Genomic DNA, 18,041 nt, shown 5'->3' on the forward strand with positions numbered 1-18,041 from the left:
TAGCCAACCCCCTTTTGACCCCGTTACCAGCTATCCGAACAAAAGGGCTACAGGTGCACTTCGCGGAGCCCGTTCGTTTTGCCGCTACTCGTGTCCGTTTCGTGCGTCGCAGAAAGTCGGACCGGCGCCCTGGTGGCCGCCTGGCGTCAGATTGACCGATGGGCAAAAAATCGTTCCACGGCCGGTCGACCGGTTCTTCCACAAGCGATCCCATAATTCCGGAGTGGTAAACCCGTGAAATGCCAGATAATTCCAGACGTACCAGTATCCATGTTATGCTACTTTGTTTTTAGCAGCTATTTAGTAATGTGGATCAGCGCCCTTCCGGACTTTCCAGTATAGTCTTCAGCGAAACCTTGGCCGAGCCCGGCTTCAGCGGTTTCGGCTGCGAAGCGTCGGGCGATCAACGCCTCAATCCACCTACGCGGGGCTAAATCGAACACGAACCGTGCAGATCGACCCGCGCCACGGCGTAGGCGTCCAGAATTAATTGCTCATCCAACTGTCGTCCGAACCCTCCCATGAAGTTCGGATCGGCGGCCGCCCGCTCGAAATGGTCGGCAGAAAGAAGACAAATGCGCGCGCCGACCGGCATACCCGAAAGCCGCACGGATTGCCTCTTGGCAGTAAGGTTAGAAAGCCAAAGCGTCGTGCTCCCGTCTTTTTCGGCGGCGATCGCCGCGATGCTGTCAATTCCGGAAGTTCCCACCGACAGCAGACTGGCGCCACCGAGCTTTGATAGGCCTGCCATGATATGGAAAGCGGGATACACCATTGGGCCATCCTGTTGGTCGAACCACGGCTGCGCGAAATTGCCTCTCCTGTAGACGAAACCAAATGGGCCGGTGAAGTCACCGAAGGCGACGGCTTCGATGCCCTCGCGAGCGCAGGCCGCGAAATAGCCGATGATCCAGGCCGCATTGAACAGCCCGCGCTGGCGAGGATCGATGCGGGTGAGGCAGACGCGACCGTTCGCTTCGTTCTGCGCCGTGGAGGCTCCGTAAGGGTTCTCGCGGCAGCCGAGTTGACTGGGGCCCACACGCAGGGGCAAGCGTTCGCCCATGAAGGCACGGGCAGAGCGGATCAGATGGGGAATGGCCTCAAGCGTCTCCATCACCGACACATCGTCTGCAGCGTGCACGCTTGGACAGGTGGTGAAGGTCGCGTAGTCGAGCGCCTCGCGTGGCGGGCGCTTGCGATTGAGCTCGGTGAAGTACGCGGCCATGCCGCCGCCCAGCGTTACACCCGGGAAAGCCCGGCGCGCCGCGGAGTAGTTTTCGTGGAAGCTTGGCATCGCCGGCCATGTTGCTCCCGGCTGTACCGATTTCATGTCCTGCGTCGGAAAGACGCAGACAGCCTCTGGAGCGAGGCCGAGGCGACGGACAGCGTCCGCGACCGGCTTCAACTCGCCGAACGGATCCAGCGTTCCCCTGGTTATGATCTCCAGTACGACGCTTGCCCCGATCAACCGGGTCAGCGCTGCGTAGCGTTCAAGTTCATCGTGACCGTGGCCGAGACGGAGATCGACCTGGCAGACCATCCACTGCGGAGCCAATTGCCGAATTTGATCGGAGGTTTCAAGGGCGTGCCTGGCTTCCCCGGCGGCGACGCCGACGCCAATGCGAGGCACCCGGCCGGCCGGTCCGCCAATTGTCACGTTGATCGGTGGGTTGGGGTTTTCAGACGTCCCTCTACAAAGCGTCCCCGACACATGAAGCCGGACGGCCTGCGTGAATTTCTCACCCTTGGGCAGTCTGTATGGCCACGGGCGACGCAGGGGACGAACATAGGTCTTATAGGAGGCATCAGACCAGTTGCGTTGGTCCTCCATCTCAAAGGCATCACCATCCATGGTGCAGGTGGCCCAGATCCCAGGCGCGATCTCATGCGACAACGCGCGCACGTCAGTGAACGGACATTCAGGATCAATAACGTCTGGAAAAAGCGAAAGCCTTTCGAGACCATCCTGATGCAGCACCCTCACCGGCTTGCCGGCCAAAGCCGCGATCGGATGCAGCACGACGAAGCCGGTCCGGTTGGTCAAAAGGTCGGTCTCGGGCTCTGCTTCTGCCACAAACGACAGTGCGCCATCGCTACTGCCCGAGATCCGGGCCCGGTAAACCAGGCGGCCCGATGTTGCGGCACATGTTCCGCGGTATTCAATGGCGAACGCATCCGGCCTCTCGTCGATCCGCAGATCATCGAGAACGGGGGTACATGTTCCCCAGTTTTCGTCCCGTACAAGGAACGAGATTCCGCGCAAAACCTCGATCGTCCCAATGCGGATGTAACGCAACGCCCCATTGTCGAACGCGAGCGACAAGGAGCCGGCGCGCAGTGTGCGCAGCGGTTCCTCTAGCTGTTCGGTGCCACACAAGCGGACTGCCAGAGAAGCTGTCGAGGTCAAAGTGCCCGCTCCGTCGTGGCGTCGAAGATCGATGCCCGTTTCATGTTGATGTCGATCGCCAGCTTTTCCCCAGGACGGCTGACGTCGTGCGCCTGCAACTCCGCCATCACCGGCGCACCCGCAAGTCGGAATGTCGCGTAGCTGCGCGAGCCGGTCGGCTGCAGCAGGTCGATTGTTGCCTCATAGCGAAACGTGCCCTGCGCCGGCGTGGCAGCGTGCGCACGAGTGAGGTGCTCCGGTCTCAACCCGAGCAGCACCTTCTGTCCGTCTGCGACGCCCTGCAGCCCCCTGCCGGGCGCTAAAGGCAGCAGTGCGTCCGCGAGCCGGATGGCGGCGGTGCTTCCCTCCAAGGCAAGGGTCCCTGGCAGGAAGCTCATCCGCGGCGAACCCAGGAACCCAGCGACGAAGGTCGAGGCCGGGCGCTCGAACAACTCGAGTGGCGCGCCCTGCTGCTCTATCAGCCCGTCGCGCATCAGCACGATGCGATCAGCCAACGTCATTGCTTCGATCTGGTCATGGGTGACGTAGATCATCGTTGTGGCAATGTCCTGGTGAAGGCGTTTGATCTCGCCGCGCATTTCGTCGCGAAGCTGTGCGTCGAGATTGGACAGCGGCTCGTCGAACAAAAAGATGCGGGGGTTGCGGACTATGGCGCGGCCGATGGCGACGCGCTGGCGCTGGCCACCGGACAGTTGGCGCGGAAAACGCCCCAGCAAGGGAGTGATGCCAAGCATGCGCGCCGCCTCGGCAACGCGCATCTCCACCTCTGGCTTCGGCATCTTGCGAGCCTTGAGGCCGAAGCCAATGTTCTTGGCCACGCTCATATGCGGATAGAGCGCATAATCTTGGAACACCATTGCCACGTCGCGGTCGCGCGGCCTGAAATCATTGACCACCTCGCCGCCGATCTCGATCGTGCCTTGTGAACTCTCCTCCAGTCCGGCGATGGTCCTCAACAGGGTGCTCTTGCCGCAGCCGGACGGACCAACCAGAACGGTGAACTCGCCGTCGCGGATGTGGAGGTCAATACCGCGCACCGCATGGAAGGCGCCGTAGCGCTTGTGCAAGCCGGTGATTCTGACTTCGGCCATGCCTACCCTTCCCTATCCGCGAACGGCGCCGAGCGTCAGCCCGCGCACGAGATGTCGTTGAGCAAGCACTCCAAGGGCGATCGATGGCACGAGGGAGACGATGGCAAGGGCCGCGGCTTCACCATATTGTGCGCCCTGGAAGCCGATGAAGGCGCGGAAGACCGTTGGCAGCGTGAAGGCAGTTCGGCTTGTCAAAATCAGCGCGAAGAAGAACTCGGTCCAGCAGGCAATGAAGGCGAAGACAGCCGCCGCGACGATGCCGGGCGCGGCCAGCGGCACGGCAACGCGCCAGAAAGCCTCCCATCGCGTGCAGCCATCGACGAGGGCCGCCTCCTCCATCGACCTCGGCATGCCGCGGAAATAGGCGAACATCATCCAAACGGACACCGGCAGCGTGAAGACCGTGTAGGCTATGATCAGCCCGATATGGGTGTCGTATAGCCCGACGCCGCGGTAGATCAGGAATACCGGTAGGACGATGCCGATAGGTGGCAGGAAGCGCTGCGACAGCACCCAGAAGGACAGATGCCGGCCACCCGTGTTGTAGCGCGCCAGACTATAGGCCATCAGCGTGCCGAACAGTGCCGAAAGCACCGTGGCCGAAAGCGAAATAATCAGGCTGTTGATAAGCCCGTCGAGACCGCGATAGGTGAACAGCGCGGCTTCGTAGTGGACAAGCGTCGGCTCCGCGGGGAACCAGACAGGCGGTACGGTGAGGTAGTCGTCGCTGGGCTTGATTGAGGTGTTGAACATCCAGTAGAGCGGCCACAGCACGAACACCAGGAAGAACCCCAAAAGCAGGATTCGCCCGATCGGCAACGACCGGCGTTTCCTGCGGCGGGCGGGCGCTACGGCGGCCATCAGACCGGATCGACCTTCAAAAGCCGGCGTACCAGCAACGCCACGATGAGCGCCGTAAAGATCAGGAACAGCCAACTTCCGGCCGTTGCCTGCGACAGATGAAACTGCGTGAAGCCGACGGTATAGAGATAATAGGAGGCCGTGTACGTTTGTGTTCCCGGGCCGCCGCCTGTCATGATGAATATGGTATCGAACATACGGATGGCGTCGAGCAGACGGAAAGTCAGCGCCAGCAGCATCATCGGCCCCAGATGGGGGAGCGTGATCGCCCAGAAGACCTGCCAGGCGTTGACCCCGTCGAGTTCTGCCGCCTCATAGAGATTGGGAGGAATTGCGGTCAGGCCAGCGAGCAGGATGACGAACATGAATGGCGTCCACTGCCAGACATCGGCGATGATGAGCGAGACATAGAGCCACGGGCGCTCGGTCATCCAGCCGATCGTAACCTCCTGCCCCAACAATTGCGTCAGGATATAATTGGTCGGTCCGAAAGGCCGCTGCAAAAGCAGCGTCCAGGCCTGGCCGACGATGACTGGGCTGATGAACAGCGGCACGATCAGGATCGACATGATCACGCCGCGGCCCGGAAAGCTGCGCACCATTGTCAGCGCCACCAGGAGACCGAGCACGAATTCGATAGCGACGCTGATGCCCGACAGCCATGCCGTCAGCAACAGTGACCAACGTGCCACGGGATCGAACACGACCCGCTCGAAGTTCTTCAATCCGACAAATGCGTGGCCCGGCACCTGGAAGTCGTAGTTGATGAAGGAAACGACCAGCGAGAACAGGAGCGGATAGATCGACAGCGCCAATATCAGCAGCACCGCGGGCGCGACCAGCAGCCACTTGAAATGGCGGTCGGCCCATTGGGCGAACGCAGATAGCCGGGGCGGTGCGCCGGCGGCCTTCAAGCGGTGAATCGTGGCGGTGGGCTGCATCGGTGTATCCAAAAGGCTGCTTAGCGGTTCGGCGAGGTGTTGCGAGCCAAGCGCCCGCAACACCAATTGCTCCAGGCTCTGCCTCCCCTCAGAGGGTGACCGCCATGCCAAGTTTTTCCACCGTGTTGTCGGCGGTGGCGCCAGGCAGTTTCAGGAACTCGGTGTAGAAACCTTTCTGCGAATCTACACCCAGTCGGTCGGTCGTCTCGTTCCACTCGGCCGCCGCCGTTTCCAGCGACGCCTTCGGATCCGCACCAGCCCACACCGCCGTGCACATACGGTCGATGCTCAAGAAGTAGTCCTGCGCCCCTGGCATGATCGGGTCGAGCAGACCAACATTTGCCGAGTTGTTGAGATTGGCAAGGTACTCCTTGGCACTTGGGAAGAGCGCGCCGTAGAGTTCGGACTTGAAGTGCGAGATGCGGTACGGGTCTCGTAGCGCATAGGGCAGCATGCAACGCGCCAGCGAGACCGGTGGCGAGCATATCCATTGCATGAACAGATACGCCGCCTCGGGGTTGGGCGAGTCCGCCGACAGCGCCTTGTTGTAGCCGGTGGCATGTTCCGGATTGCCCGGAACGACGGCATAGCCGACCTTGCCAGCGATCTGAGACTGTGGGATGAAGTTGATCGCCGTGGCGGACTGCGAATAATTCGCCGCCATGCGGCCGCTGGGAGGCCAGGAATAGATCATCGCGACTTTGCCGGTCAGGAAGGCTGCCCACAGGGAGACGGCGTCGAGCTCGTTGTTGCCGGGGATCGAGGCCTTGTTCGCCGCGAGCATGTTGGTCAGCGTCTTGACGCCGGCGTCCGAAACTAGGCCCGCCTTCATGTCGTCGCCGAACAGTTTGCCGCCATTGGCGCGGTACTGCTGCAGGAAGTCGAACTGGTTGCCGGGGCTGCCCGCCTTGCGGAAGTGTCCCGCGCCATAGACCTTTGGCGCCATCTGGTCGGTGATGAACTGGGCGATCTGGGCATATTCCTCCCAGGTCTTCGGCGGTCCAAGCTTGGCGTTGAACTTTGCTTGGTAGGCCTCCATCATCTTCGGATCCTCGAAAATGTCCTTGCGGTAATAGAGAGCGAACATGTCGCCGTCGTCGAAGAACCCCCAGATCTTGCCCTTATAGGTTGGCAGCGCCTTGTACAGAGGGTGATAGTCCTCGAGGTCTGCCGGGTTCATGTATTTGGCGATGTAGTCGTCGAGAGGTGCGATGACGCCGCCATCGGCAAGCGATGGTGTCCAGGCCGGCGAGACGTCGAGGACGTCATAGGCACCTGAGCCGGCGATGTGCTCGGCGACCGCCTTGGAGTACTGGTCCGGGTTCGACAGTTCGACGACATTCGACTTCATCCCCGTAAGCTGCTCCCACATCGGCCCACTGAAATTGCGCGGATCGAGTGCCTGCAGGCCAGCCTCGTAGGTCATGTTGAGGGTGACGCCCGAATGCGCCTTGGCGGCCTCCACCGCGCGAAAGGCGGAACCGTCCGCCGGGCCTTCCTTCGATGCTTTCAGGGCTGCAGCCTGCGCTTGGCCGAGCGGCGAGGTGGCGTCCGCCAGTTCCAGCGTCTGCTGCGCCACCGCCCAATCGGTCATCATCCCCAGCATCGGGCCAGACGCAGCCAACATGCCGGTCATCTGACCGAAGCGGGTTATGAAAGTTCGGCGGGTAGTTTCGCCGCGCATGAAGGCGTCGACCTCTGCTTCGAGACCTGCCTGAAAGTCACGTTTGTCACGATCGTTCATAGTGCTTGGTCCTCCCGTTTCCATTTGCCTCACTCGTCCGCGGGCGCGGCGGTCGAGCATTCCTCCCGTAAACTCGCCGCAAGGGGGCCGCGGCGGCGCACCAAAAAATCAGCGTCCTCCTAGGTTCCGAAGCGGGCCGCGAGCCCCGACAGCCTGGTCTTCCACAGCTCGCTCGAAAGCACCTCGCGATTGACCACGCCGCGCGGCTCGCGACCGTGTTGCACCTCGATCACCGCCTTGACGTCGGCGGCACCGTTGCCGGCAAAGCACTGGTCGGTCCAGCAAAGCGCGTGCGGCGCCAGGATGACATTGTCGAGTTTGAGGATCGCATCGTCTGCATCGGGAGGCTCCTGCTCGAGCACGTCGAGACCGGCCCCCGCGATGCGGCGCGCCTGCAGCGCTTGTGTCAGCGCTTTCTGGTCGACGATCGGGCCGCGCGCGGTGTTGATCAGGTAAGCTGTCGGCTTCATCAGGGCGATCCGCTCAGCATTGACGATGTGGTGGGTCTGCGGCGACAGCGGGCAACTCACCGACAGCACGTCGGCGCGGCGAAACAGGTCCTCCAGCCCGACCAGTTCGACGCCCAGGTCGGCAGCAACCCTCTTGTCAGCGAACGGGTCATGGGCAATGAATTGCATGTCAAAGGGCCTCGCCAAGCGGAAGACCTCGGCGCCGATGTTGCCGATGCCCAGCGACCCAAGCGTACGCCCGACGAGCCCGACGCCCATATGTTCCGAGCGCTCCTGGAAGCCATGAGGTCCCTTGCGGGTGAGCGCGTCCTTTGTCAGCAGTTTGCCGGTCAGTGCCAGCATGAAGGTGATGACGGATACGGCGACGGGCCGTCGCACGCCATCGGGCGTGATGACCAAGGCAATGCCGGCGGCGGTGCAGGCCTCAACATCGACAGTGTCGTAGCCGACCCCGAAGCGGGCAACGACGGCCAGGCGGCCGCTCCTGGGGACACTCGTGGAATCGAAGCGATGGGCGAGAAGGATCAGCGCATCGAAATCCTCAAGTTGGTCGGCGCGAAGCGGACTGTTCGATTCCAGGAACACCATCTCGACGCCCGCCGCATTGCGCAGCGGCTCCAGATCGAAATCTGGATAGATCGGCGAGCCGTCCGGCTTACGGAAATCACCCGAAAGCGCCACCCTGAATTTCACGCTGTCCATCGTCTCCTCCGCTCTATTGGCACCCGGCCCGGATTTTGGAAACCGCGTCAGCCATCGCGTCGTGCAAGACCCAAACGTCGCCCGAATAACAAATGAAATCGAAGCCTTGTGCGTAGAAGTCGTGTCCCTGCGCGACGTTGGGCACCAGGCGTCCAAGCGATTTGTTGTGCTTCTTGGCGGCTGCAACGATTTTGGCCATTGCAGCGGTGAAAGTGGGGTGGGCGAAGTCGCCCGGAATGCCGAGCGAGACGGACAGATCGAAATGTCCGACCCACAGACAATCGACCCCGTCCAGTCCCGCGATGCCGTCGATGTTCTTGACGCCGTCCGCGGTCTCGATCAGGCAGATGAACGTCGAGCGCTTGTTGGCGGCCTCGAATTTGTTAGCGACCGAACCCGGACGGTAGCGGTCGTGAGCGATCTGCAGCGCCACGCCGCGGGCGCCGGCAGGATGGTATTTCATGGATTTGATGATGTGTTGCGCCTGTTCGACCGAACTCACCATCGGTGCGATCAGCCCTTCAGCACCCATGTCCATCGCGCGGGCAAGGAAATGGTAGTCCTGCGACGGCACGCGCACCATAACCGGCAGATCGGCTGCCTCGAAATAGCGGATCGCGCTCTTCAGCGTTTCCAAGCTGAATCCCGAATGCTCCATGTCGAAAAAGACGAAATCGCAACCAGCGGACTTCAGGATGTGACCAATTCCCGGAGTGGCGAATTCGGCGACAAGCGTACCGAGCTTGACCCGCCTGTGAGAGGCTAACGCCTTGAGACTTGGTTCCGACATGACTTCCCTCCCCTTCGCCCACAAGGGGCGCATTGCCCTTACGCGTTCTTCAAGACGAAGCTTCGAGAACAAGGTCGCAGATGGTCACCAGCTTGGTGTCGACGAGCGGCGCGCTCTGCGAATTGAATTCGTCGAAATGAACCGTACGGCAGTGGTGCTCGAATGCCGCTTCGCTGTCGTAAATCTCGTAGAGCAGGACCCGGTCAGGCTCGTCGCGCGCCTGCGTCACATCAAAGCGACGGCAACCGGTTTCGCTGCGCATCGACGCGGTCGCATTGGCGTCGACAAGCTCGCGGAATCTGCCCCGGGCACCCGGCTTGAGGCGGAAATCGACCCAGACCACGAAGCCCCTCATCACTTGGCACCCGCAATTTCCAGATAGCGCCTGGACACATATTCCAGATGCCTGCGCATAGCCGCTTCGGAGGCGTCTGGATCGCGCGCTGCGACGGCGTCAAAGATTTCGCGATGAGCCTCATAGGCCTTGCGGTCTTCACCTTTGGCCAAAGTCGTGCGCCGCTGTTCGAGCAGCCATTCGGCCAACGCCGCGTGGATAGCTGTGAAGATTCGATTGCGGGTGATCACCGCCAGCACGTAGTGGAAGTCGACGTCGGTGCGCTCGAAGCGCGTCAGGTCCCCGATCGACTGCCGGTTGATTTCGAGCGCCTCCTCGAGGCTTTCGATATCCTCTGGCGTGGCATTGATGGCGGCGTTGCGGGCAAGCCCGACTTCGAAAAACAAACGCGCGCTCTGGAAGTCATGAATCCCGCCCGGCGCCGAAATCATGTGCCGCGCCGGCCCCGAGAGGGCGTCGATCACGAATTGGGGAGTTGGCCGAGTGACGCGGGCGCGCTCGCCGGATTTCACCTCGACAAGGCCCATCTTGCTCAGATGCAGCAGGGCCTCGCGGATTGAAGGGCGCCCAACCCCGAACTGCCGCATCAGTTCCCGTTCGGATGGGAGCCGGTCGGCTTCGGCCAGCTCTCCCTTGCGGATCAGCCTCTCTAGATGCGCGGCAACCTCGTCCGAGAGCTTCCGCTGTTTGATCAGAACTCCGATCATGTGGCATACCTGTTATACCAGTCAGATACGCTATGGCCCCAGAGCGCCTCTGTCAACGAGGCTTCTGCGCGGAGAACGGCACGCGTTTCGAAATCGAGTGCTACCACATCGGCAATTTCTACACTCGCCATCCGTCGAGCGGGCCTGGTCAACGCACCGTTCTTCGTACAGAGCGTGTTCGGCACACAGTGGCATCGGCACTCATCCCGAGGACGTGGCGCATATGAAGCGCACCGCCGACCCGCCGGTTCGAACAGGATCGCCATTGGTCGGTGCTGGGCGCCGGTCGCAGCCGCTGCGATCGCCACCCCAGGCGATCGCACCGGGCGGCAATGTACGCGTTGGACTGGAGGACTGGCTGTGGATCGGCAAGGGCCAATTGGCGGCCGATCTCACGTCAGGGACGGAAGCCCGTAGGGTGAAGACCGTCGCAAATTGGCGCCCACATTATAGCGCGTGTGCTTGGCTTTGGCGTCGACCGGCCCAGCATGCCGCGTGTTGCCAAGTGGTTCTTTGTCAAGGACGGCCAGGCGCTGGGCGCGGCTTTCCGCAGATGCTCTGATGAGCCTGACCTTGAGCGCATCATTGTGAGCCACGGCGATGTCATCACCGACAAACCGCGCGATGCTCAAGCAGATCGCGAGATTTCGGGCATAGCGGAAAATCTCGCGATGGTGGCGCCGCAGCCAAGCCGCGTTATTTGTTATAAGTCATCAACTGACTGAAAGCGTGGGCAGCCGTGTGCAACGACTATGAGCAGCATATCGCCTGGGCCGAATATTGCAGGATGATGCAATTGCTGGCGCTCGACATTCCCACCCAGCAAACGGAACTGGATTTGCCGCAGGCGGATGACATCCGCATCAGTGATCCCGCCCCGATCATGCGCGCCGTCGGCGACACGATCGAACTCACGCGCATGACCTTTGCCTTTCCGCCCTCCGGGCCCAAAGGCGGGCCGATCTTCAACTTCCGCTCGGAAGGACGGAGCTTCTCCAACAGCAAGCGCTGCCTTATTCCGGCGTCGGCTTTCTTCGAATTCACCGGAAAGAAGTCTCCAAAGGCTAAGCATCGCTTCACGCTCAACGGCGCCTCGTTCATGGCGATCGCCGGCCTGTGGCGCGATGGCGAAGGCAACAAGCCCCCGACGTTCGCTATGCTGACGACGGAACCCGGCCCGGACGTGGCGCCCATCCACAATCGCCAGATTGTGGTTCTGCGCCCGGACGATTGGGCGGCATGGATCTACCTCACGAAACCCGAGGTGGAGCTGTTGAAGGCCCTGCCGGCCGGGTCGCTGGCGGTAGAAACCGTGCGACAAGGAAGCGACTAGCTCAGATGCCGGTGCGTTTTGCGCAAACACGGAAGATTCTTGGCGGCATCGCTGCGGCAATTGCGGCCCCTCGGGATCGCGGCTCTCGCCAAAGCGTCAGCACCTCGTTGTCACTGATTGCCGAGTGGCCACTTCCGCCATCAGCGACGCTTGGCTCGTCGGTGCGCACGAAAGGTATCGAGCGTGAAATACGTGCCCGCCTGCCATGGGCGGTGAGGAAGTACGTCAAAGCCGAGACTGGTCGCATAGCCTTGCGGATGCGCGAAGACGATGCCGAAGAGTTCGAGGCCGCCTCGAACAAGATCGCCAAGATCCTGGAAACCATCGAAGTACTCCCGGTCCTGCCGCGCGAGGCCGAGGACATCCTCACAATTTCTTCGCGTGAGCGTCACAAGTGGCTGAAAGACGGACGGCTGCAAAGCATTGGCACCCGCACCGTGAAGATGCGCGGTCGATCCAAGGCCGTCACCTTCCACGTGTTCGATCCCAAGCACATCGAGGACATCCTTGATCGTGATCTGCCAAGCCTTTGGCGCGAAGAAGACGCGCAGCAAGTTACGGAGAACAGGCGACGTGGCGCCGGCAAGGCTGCCCTGACGCGGGCGGGAAAGGGTAGCGAGAAGGTTCGCGGTTCCGGGAATAACCCCAGAGATGACGATCCCCGGCCTAAGTTGAAGGGCTGGGACGCGTTCGACGACGAGGGCCTGCTCCGTTAGATCCGCCTTGTAGCCATTCGCGCGTCCAGAATGGACCCTGAGGGAAAGCTAACCGGGAGAAACGATTTGCAGTCGCGATTTGCCCCGAACCATTCCATGCTCAAGGAGTTCTTAAAGCCGACAACAGCCCGTTTCCTGAGGATGGCCGATGTTCGAAAACTTCCGCTTGAAATGGTGGAAACCGAGGGCGGGCCGATAAGGCTTCGGCATGGCGGATCTGGGCCGCCTCTGCTTCTGATCCATGGCCATCCTCGCGCGCATATGACTTGGGGCCAGGTCGCGGACTTGCTGTCAGCAGATTTCAGTATCGTGTGCCCCGACGTTCCGGGCTTCGGTCGCTCCTACGTACCGGCCGATGACCCCGAGAGCAGGTTCTCGTCCAAGCGGGCAAAGGCTTCGGCGCTGGTGGAGGTGATGGAAAGGTTGGGCCACCACGCTTTCTTCGTCGCCGGGCATGATCGTGGAAGTCTGGTCGCTTTCAGAATGGCGATGGACCATCCCGACCTGGTGCGAAAGCTGATTGCCGTGGATGGGTTGCCAGTTATCGAGCATCTGGAACGGGCCGACTGGAACTTTGCCCGCGATTGGTACCACTGGTTCTTCTTTGCTCAACCCGAGAAGCCGGAACGGGCCATCCTGGCAGACCCGATGGCATGGTATAGTGACTTGCGGCCAGATGAGATGGGACACGATGCCTATGACGAATTGGTTTCATTCATCCACGATCCAGCCATCGTCCATGGCATGGTCGAAGACTACCGCGCTGGCATAAGGATCGACCATCGCCACGACCGCGAAGATCGAGATGCCGGCAGGAAGGTGCGCTGTCCGATGCTCTGCCTTTGGTCGCTCGACGACGACTTGGAACAGATTTATGGCGATCCGGTTGCCATCTGGAAGCACTGGGCCGACGACGTGGGGGGCTACGGGATCAAGAGCGGGCACCATGTCGCCGAAGAAAATCCCGCCGCTCTCGCAGCAGCGTTCAAGGCCTTTCTCTGAGAAATGACAGAAGCACCGATTGAGCGAGCGCTCATGCGTGTCGACGAACCCGGCCATTGTTCGGCAGACCCGTTCTTGCACCGCGCTATTTGAAATCCCGTGTCTTCACCTTGATCTGGTCGATGTGCAGATGGGGATCGATAATGTTCCGGGGCCTCGGCCCCTTCGGCATGCCGCGCGGATCGGGCGTCGGGCTGCCATGATGGAATTCGTCGCCGCGCCCATGCGGCAGGGGAAAGGCAGACTGCCGATCGCCGACGCAGGCCAGCTCGCCTGAGAGATCGCTCAGCCGATGAGCGATGAGATGGACCACCTCGCCTTCCCTTTGGATGCGACCATAAATGCCAATCATGCCGGCGCCGAGCACGACCCGGCGATATTTTTCGAAGACCTTGACCCACACCACCAGATTGGCGATGCCGGTCTCATCCTCGATCGTGATGAACATGACGCCCTTGGCCGAGCCAGGTCGTTGGCGGACCAGCACGAGGCCAGCCGCCTCCAGCCAGTGTCCGTCGCGCGCCTGCATGGCCTCACGACACGAGACGATGCGCTTGCGCCCCAGGTCGGCGCGCAGGAAGGAAACAGGATGGTCGCGCAGGGTCAGTCCAACATGTCCATAGTCCTCGACCACTTCGCCGCCGGCGGTCATCGCACGCAGCGCGACAAGGGGCTCCTGGATCTCCGATACCGTCCGCTGCTCGCGGCCGGAGGCCGCGGCAAACAGTGGCAGCGGTTCGTCGCGCAGTGCCTTGATCGCCCACAGGGCCTCACGCCTCGCCAGCAATAGGGATGGTTGGAAAGCGTCAGCCTGGGCGAGTTCAACCAGAGAGGCAGCAGGAACACCGGCACGGTGCCAGAGGTCATCCACCGACGCAAAGGGCTGGTCTGCGCGTGCGATGACGATGGTCGCAGCATCGGCGTTGGCAAGACCCCGGACCATGCGCAGACCAAGCCGGACAGCGAACCGACCGTCATCGGCGGTGGGCTCGAGCGTGCAATCCCAACGCGACGCGTTGATGCAGACAGGGCGCACCTCGACACCATGGTCACGTGCATCGCGAACGATCTGCGCCGGCGCGTAGAAGCCCATCGGCTGAGCATTGAGAAGAGCGGCGCAGAAGACATCGGGGTGATGGCATTTCATCCAGGACGAGGCGTAGGCGATCAGGGCGAAGCTGGCGGCATGGCTTTCGGGAAAGCCATAGCTGCCAAAGCCTTCGAGCTGCTTGAAGGTCTTTTCGGCGAACTCGCGCTCGTAGCCGTTCTTCACCATGCCGCCGATCAGCTTGGCGCCGAAGCTGGAAACGCCACCGGTGTGCTTGAATGTCGCCATGGCGCGGCGCAGTTGATCCGCTTCGCCTGGCGTGAAGCCGGCGCATTCAATCGCCACCCGCATCGCCTGCTCCTGGAACAGCGGCACGCCCAGCGTCTTTCCAAGCACCTTTTCGAGCTCAGGCTTGGGATAGACGACGTCTTCCTTGCCTTCGCGCCGGCGCAGATAGGGGTGGACCATGTCGCCCTGGATCGGACCTGGCCGAACAATCGCAACCTCGATGACAAGATCGTAGAAAGTACGCGGTTTGATGCGCGGCAGCATCGACATCTGGGCGCGGGATTCGATCTGGAAGGTGCCGAGCGTGTCGGCCTTGCGGATCATCGCATAGGTGCGTGGATCCTCGGCAGGGATCGTCGCGAGATCGAGAGTGATGCCCTTGTGCTCGGCCAGCAGATCGAAACCGCGCTTCATGCAGGACAGCATGCCGAGCGCCAGCACGTCCACCTTCATGAACTTCAACGCGTCGATGTCGTCCTTGTCCCATTCGATAACCTGACGATCCTTCATCGCGGCTGGCTCGATCGGCACCAGATCGTCGAGCCTGTCGCGGGTCAGGACGAAGCCGCCCGGATGTTGCGACAAATGCCGCGGCGCGCCGATCAACTGCCTGGCCAAGTCCAGCGCCAGACGCAGGCGACGGTCGCCGAGATTGAGGTTCAGCTCCTCGGCATGTTTCGGCTGGACGCCTTCGTCCGACCAGCCCCACACTTGCGAGGACAGCATCTTGATGAGGTCTTCGGGCAGTCCAAGCGCCTTGCCGACATCGCGCAAGGCGCCCTTCGAGCGATAGCGGATGACCGTCGAGCAGAGCGCGGCGTGTTCGCGGCCATAGGTTTCGAACACCCATTGCATGACGATTTCCCGACGCTCATGCTCGAAGTCGACATCGATGTCAGGCGGCTCACGCCGCTCCTCCGAGACGAAGCGTTCGAACAGCAGGTCATTGCGGTCGGGATCGATCGAGGTGATGCCGAGCACATAGCAGACGGCGCTGTTGGCTGCTGATCCCCTGCCCTGGCAGAGAATGCCCTGGCTGCGGGCAAAGCGAACGATCGAGTTGACCGTCAGAAAAAAAGGCGCGTATTGCAGCTTCTCAATGAGCTGCAACTCGTGCCTGAGCGTGCCAACGACCTTGTCCGGCACGCCCTCGGGAAAGCGCTCCGTCGCGCCCTCCCAGGTGAGTTTCTCCAGAGCTTGCTGCGGTGTCAGACCCGGCAGCATCCGCTCCTCGGGATATTGATAGGCAAGCTCGTCCAATGAGAACCGGCAGCGCTCGGCGATCTCGATCGTCCGCGCTAGCGCTTCGGGATAGCGGCTGAACAGCCGTGCCATTTCATCGGGCCGCTTCAGGTAGCGGTCGGCGTGCCGCTCGCGCCGAAACCCGGCATCATCGATCGTCACATTGTGCCGGATGCAGGTGACGACGTCCTGCAGGATGCGCCGTGACGGTTCGTGGAACAGGACATCATTGGTGACAACCGTTGGCACGTTGGCCTGTCCGGCAAGATTGGCCAGATCGTGCAGCCGCAGCGCCTCGTTGGGACGGCGCCGCAACGTCAGCGCCATATAGGCGCGATCGCCAAATGCGTCGCGCAGCCGGCGCCGCCAGAGTGAGCATGTGTCATCTGCCTGGTCGGGCACGAGCACTGCAAGGAGGCCCTCGCCATAGGCGACAACGTCAGCCCAATGAAGCACGCATTTTGCCTTGCCGCCACGCTTCTTGCCCAGCGACAGCAAGCGGCACAGCCGCGAGTAGGCCGGGCGATCGGTCGGGTAGACCAGGATGGAAATCTCTTCCACCAGATCCAGCCGGCAGCCGACGATCAGCCTGACGCCGGTTGCCTTTGCAGCCTCGTGGGCGCGGACAATGCCGGCCAGACTGTTGCGATCACAGATGGCAAGGGCGGGCATTCCCATGCTGGCTGCTTGCGCGAACAGTTCCTCACAGGAACTCGCGCCCCGCAGAAAGGAAAAATGCGAGGTGCATTGCAGCTCGACATAGCACGCGTTCATCCGAAGATGCCGTGCAGGAACCAGCGATGCGAGCCGGTCGCGGCATCCTCGCCATCGCCTGCGCGATAAATCCAGAACCGCTCGCCGGCTTCGTCCTCGACCTGGAAATAGTCGCGCACGGCAGTTAGCTCGGCGTCGCGCTTCCACCATTCGCCGAAAACCCGCTCAGGTCCATCGGCGCGCTTGATCCGTCGACGGATGCCTTTCCAGGTGAAGCTCGCCGGCGGATGGTCCGGTAGCAGCGCAATGGCCTCGATCGGCTCCGGCACGGTAAACAAGCGAGCCGGACGCGGCCAATGGTCTGGCCATGCGTCGCCGGTCTCAGCCGATGCAGCGGCTACACGCCGGAAAGATCGCTCGGGCACATCGCTGGCAACCGGGGTAAACCGATAGAGCTTTTCCTCACCGACACGGTTGCCGAGTGTGTCGATCAAATCCGAGATGTCTGCATCCCGTTGCTCGATCAGCGACGAAACGGTCTGCCTGGGAGCGAGTGATTCTGCCAAGGGCGCGGACAACCGCATCAGCTCGATGCCGAAGCCCGGATCGACCGTCTCGATCTTGTCGCAGAGCAGCCGCGTCAGCCGCTTCACATCACGGACAGGCAAGGCCGTGCCGACGCGAATGGCTTCGACGCGGTTGTCGACGCGGTAGAGCAGCAGGTCAAGCCGCCGGGCGCCGAACCCTTTGGTCTCCAGCCCGACACACAGCGCCTGAACAAGCTTGCCGACATAGCGCGCGATTGTCTCGGCCGCACTGATGGGCTCGCCAAAGGCGCGCCTTACCTCGACCACATCGACCGGCCGCACTGGCTCTATCGGCTCGGCGAGACGTCCAGCAGCCTGGTCAAGCCGGCGGCCGAGTTCCGGCCCGAAGCGCAGCGCCAGTGGGGCGCGCGGCTGCTGCAGAAGCTCACCCACCCTGTCGAAGCCCAAAACCCGCAGACCGCTGACGATCTCATCGGGCAAACGCAATGCTGCGATGGGCAGAGGAAGGATCGCATCGCAGGTTGCGTTGACCGCGACCACGCTCACGGCTTGCCTGACATATCGCGCAAAGGCATGAGCAGCACCCCAGCTATCCGCTATGGCTGCGCGCGCCGAGAAGCCGACCTTGCCGAGACGTTCGACCATATCTGCGAGCATCAAGCGTTCACCGCCATGAAGATGATCGGCGCCCGTGGTATCCATCACCAATCCGTCGGGAGGATCTGCTGCGACAATCGGCGCGTACCGCCGCAAAGCCCACAGGGCCAACCGATCCAATGCCTGCGCGTCTGCTTCAGGTTCGGCATCCATGACCGCCAGCCCCTGGACGAGGGCCTGTGCCTTCGTCGCGGGCATTCCGACGCGCAGGCCCGCTTCTGTTGCCGCGCGATCCACCGCAGTCACCAGGCGACGATTACCGTGCCGCCCGACCAGCACCAAAGGCTTATCCGGTGGCGGCGAGACGTCGCCCAATTTCCTTCTGAGCCGGTCGGTCGACCAGCTTGGAAGGAACAGCGAGACGACCCTTTGCATCACAAGCCTCCACTTCGATATCGAGTGTTTCCCCTCCACGAGACCGGATC

At 61.9% G+C, this 18,041-nt stretch carries 16 protein-coding genes and 1 pseudogene; 5 read left to right on the top strand and 12 right to left on the bottom strand.

Annotated features, from left to right (window positions below; all coding sequences use genetic code 11):
• Nucleotides 1-313: 313 nt before the first annotated feature.
• The 10 genes and pseudogenes from EN749_RS38490 to nanR form a co-directional block, all read right to left on the bottom strand.
• A pseudogene (locus EN749_RS38490) lies at nt 314-403 on the bottom strand (SAM-dependent methyltransferase); the annotation flags it as partial.
• A 27-nt stretch (nt 404-430) separates the two neighbouring features.
• On the bottom strand, nt 431-2,407 hold the full coding sequence (locus EN749_RS00445; RefSeq protein WP_128362380.1) for a hypothetical protein: 1,977 nt from the start codon (nt 2,405-2,407) through the stop codon (nt 431-433).
• Complete coding sequence (gene ugpC, locus EN749_RS00450; RefSeq protein WP_127807858.1) at nt 2,404-3,498, bottom strand: sn-glycerol-3-phosphate ABC transporter ATP-binding protein UgpC; 1,095 nt, start codon at nt 3,496-3,498, stop codon at nt 2,404-2,406. Before ugpC ends, EN749_RS00445 begins: the two co-directional genes overlap by 4 nt.
• A 12-nt stretch (nt 3,499-3,510) precedes the next feature.
• Nucleotides 3,511-4,317 (bottom strand): carbohydrate ABC transporter permease, encoded by an 807-nt coding sequence (locus EN749_RS00455; protein WP_245481795.1) that lies wholly within the window; start codon nt 4,315-4,317, stop codon nt 3,511-3,513.
• A 41-nt stretch (nt 4,318-4,358) separates the two neighbouring features.
• The gene (locus EN749_RS00460; protein WP_127380542.1) at nt 4,359-5,300 is read right to left on the bottom strand and encodes a sugar ABC transporter permease; all 942 of its coding nucleotides are present in this window, start codon (nt 5,298-5,300) and stop codon (nt 4,359-4,361) included.
• A gap of 88 nt (nt 5,301-5,388) precedes the next feature.
• Complete coding sequence (locus EN749_RS00465; RefSeq protein WP_127807859.1) at nt 5,389-7,044, bottom strand: extracellular solute-binding protein; 1,656 nt, start codon at nt 7,042-7,044, stop codon at nt 5,389-5,391.
• A gap of 119 nt (nt 7,045-7,163) precedes the next feature.
• Entirely contained in the window at nt 7,164-8,216 is a 1,053-nt protein-coding gene (locus EN749_RS00470; RefSeq protein ID WP_128362381.1) for an NAD(P)-dependent oxidoreductase, read from the bottom strand.
• Between the two features lie 13 nt (nt 8,217-8,229).
• Entirely contained in the window at nt 8,230-9,006 is a 777-nt protein-coding gene (locus EN749_RS00475) for an aldolase/citrate lyase family protein (protein ID WP_127807861.1), read from the bottom strand.
• Between the two features lie 49 nt (nt 9,007-9,055).
• Nucleotides 9,056-9,361: a putative quinol monooxygenase gene (locus tag EN749_RS00480; protein WP_127807862.1), complete on the bottom strand. Its 306-nt coding sequence runs from the start codon at nt 9,359-9,361 to the stop codon at nt 9,056-9,058.
• Nucleotides 9,361-10,068, bottom strand: coding sequence for a transcriptional regulator NanR (nanR, locus tag EN749_RS00485; RefSeq protein WP_127807863.1), 708 nt, complete (start codon nt 10,066-10,068; stop codon nt 9,361-9,363). The genes EN749_RS00480 and nanR overlap by 1 nt, the downstream gene beginning before the upstream one ends.
• A gap of 223 nt (nt 10,069-10,291) precedes the next feature.
• Between nanR and EN749_RS38495 the strand changes: the two genes are divergently transcribed.
• The 5 genes from EN749_RS38495 to EN749_RS00505 all read left to right on the top strand — a co-directional run bounded on the left by EN749_RS38495 (nt 10,292) and on the right by EN749_RS00505 (nt 13,119).
• A complete protein-coding gene (locus EN749_RS38495) occupies nt 10,292-10,630 on the top strand; it encodes a 3-keto-5-aminohexanoate cleavage protein (RefSeq protein ID WP_245481797.1) in 339 nt (112 codons plus the stop codon).
• On the top strand, nt 10,557-10,793 hold the full coding sequence (locus tag EN749_RS37510; protein ID WP_127395391.1) for a hypothetical protein: 237 nt from the start codon (nt 10,557-10,559) through the stop codon (nt 10,791-10,793). Before EN749_RS38495 ends, EN749_RS37510 begins: the two co-directional genes overlap by 74 nt.
• A 14-nt stretch (nt 10,794-10,807) precedes the next feature.
• Nucleotides 10,808-11,401, top strand: a complete 594-nt coding sequence (locus EN749_RS00495) for an SOS response-associated peptidase family protein (RefSeq protein ID WP_127395390.1) — start codon at nt 10,808-10,810, stop codon at nt 11,399-11,401.
• Nucleotides 11,402-11,406: 5 nt separating this feature from the next.
• The gene (locus tag EN749_RS00500) at nt 11,407-12,117 is read left to right on the top strand and encodes a hypothetical protein (protein WP_189367265.1); all 711 of its coding nucleotides are present in this window, start codon (nt 11,407-11,409) and stop codon (nt 12,115-12,117) included.
• Nucleotides 12,118-12,258: 141 nt separating this feature from the next.
• Nucleotides 12,259-13,119: an alpha/beta hydrolase gene (locus EN749_RS00505; RefSeq protein ID WP_128362388.1), complete on the top strand. Its 861-nt coding sequence runs from the start codon at nt 12,259-12,261 to the stop codon at nt 13,117-13,119.
• Between the two features lie 85 nt (nt 13,120-13,204).
• Here the strand turns inward: EN749_RS00505 and EN749_RS00510 are convergent, their stop codons facing one another.
• Nucleotides 13,205-16,471, bottom strand: coding sequence for an error-prone DNA polymerase (locus EN749_RS00510; protein ID WP_128362383.1), 3,267 nt, complete (start codon nt 16,469-16,471; stop codon nt 13,205-13,207).
• Nucleotides 16,468-17,991, bottom strand: coding sequence for a DNA polymerase Y family protein (locus tag EN749_RS00515; protein ID WP_127395389.1), 1,524 nt, complete (start codon nt 17,989-17,991; stop codon nt 16,468-16,470). Before EN749_RS00515 ends, EN749_RS00510 begins: the two co-directional genes overlap by 4 nt.
• Between the last annotated feature and the right edge of the window lie 50 nt (nt 17,992-18,041).

It is taken from the genome of Mesorhizobium sp. M7A.F.Ca.ET.027.02.1.1 (assembly GCF_004022985.1).
Classification (GTDB): domain Bacteria; phylum Pseudomonadota; class Alphaproteobacteria; order Rhizobiales; family Rhizobiaceae; genus Mesorhizobium.

Bases quoted from the DNA above. Each gene is read 5' to 3' on its own strand.
- ugpC (WP_127807858.1), bottom strand. From the start codon at position 3,498: ATGGCCGAAGTCAGAATCACCGGCTTGCACAAGCGCTACGGCGCCTTC.
- EN749_RS00460 (WP_127380542.1), bottom strand. From the start codon at position 5,300: ATGCAGCCCACCGCCACGATTCACCGCTTGAAGGCCGCCGGCGCACCG.
- EN749_RS00465 (WP_127807859.1), bottom strand. From the start codon at position 7,044: ATGAACGATCGTGACAAACGTGACTTTCAGGCAGGTCTCGAAGCAGAG.
- EN749_RS00470 (WP_128362381.1), bottom strand. From the start codon at position 8,216: ATGGACAGCGTGAAATTCAGGGTGGCGCTTTCGGGTGATTTCCGTAAG.
- EN749_RS00475 (WP_127807861.1), bottom strand. From the start codon at position 9,006: ATGTCGGAACCAAGTCTCAAGGCGTTAGCCTCTCACAGGCGGGTCAAG.
- EN749_RS00480 (WP_127807862.1), bottom strand. From the start codon at position 9,361: ATGAGGGGCTTCGTGGTCTGGGTCGATTTCCGCCTCAAGCCGGGTGCC.
- nanR (WP_127807863.1), bottom strand. From the start codon at position 10,068: ATGATCGGAGTTCTGATCAAACAGCGGAAGCTCTCGGACGAGGTTGCC.
- EN749_RS38495 (WP_245481797.1), top strand. From the start codon at position 10,292: ATGAAGCGCACCGCCGACCCGCCGGTTCGAACAGGATCGCCATTGGTC.
- EN749_RS37510 (WP_127395391.1), top strand. From the start codon at position 10,557: ATGCCGCGTGTTGCCAAGTGGTTCTTTGTCAAGGACGGCCAGGCGCTG.
- EN749_RS00500 (WP_189367265.1), top strand. From the start codon at position 11,407: ATGCCGGTGCGTTTTGCGCAAACACGGAAGATTCTTGGCGGCATCGCT.
- EN749_RS00505 (WP_128362388.1), top strand. From the start codon at position 12,259: ATGGCCGATGTTCGAAAACTTCCGCTTGAAATGGTGGAAACCGAGGGC.
- EN749_RS00510 (WP_128362383.1), bottom strand. From the start codon at position 16,471: ATGAACGCGTGCTATGTCGAGCTGCAATGCACCTCGCATTTTTCCTTT.
- EN749_RS00515 (WP_127395389.1), bottom strand. From the start codon at position 17,991: ATGCAAAGGGTCGTCTCGCTGTTCCTTCCAAGCTGGTCGACCGACCGG.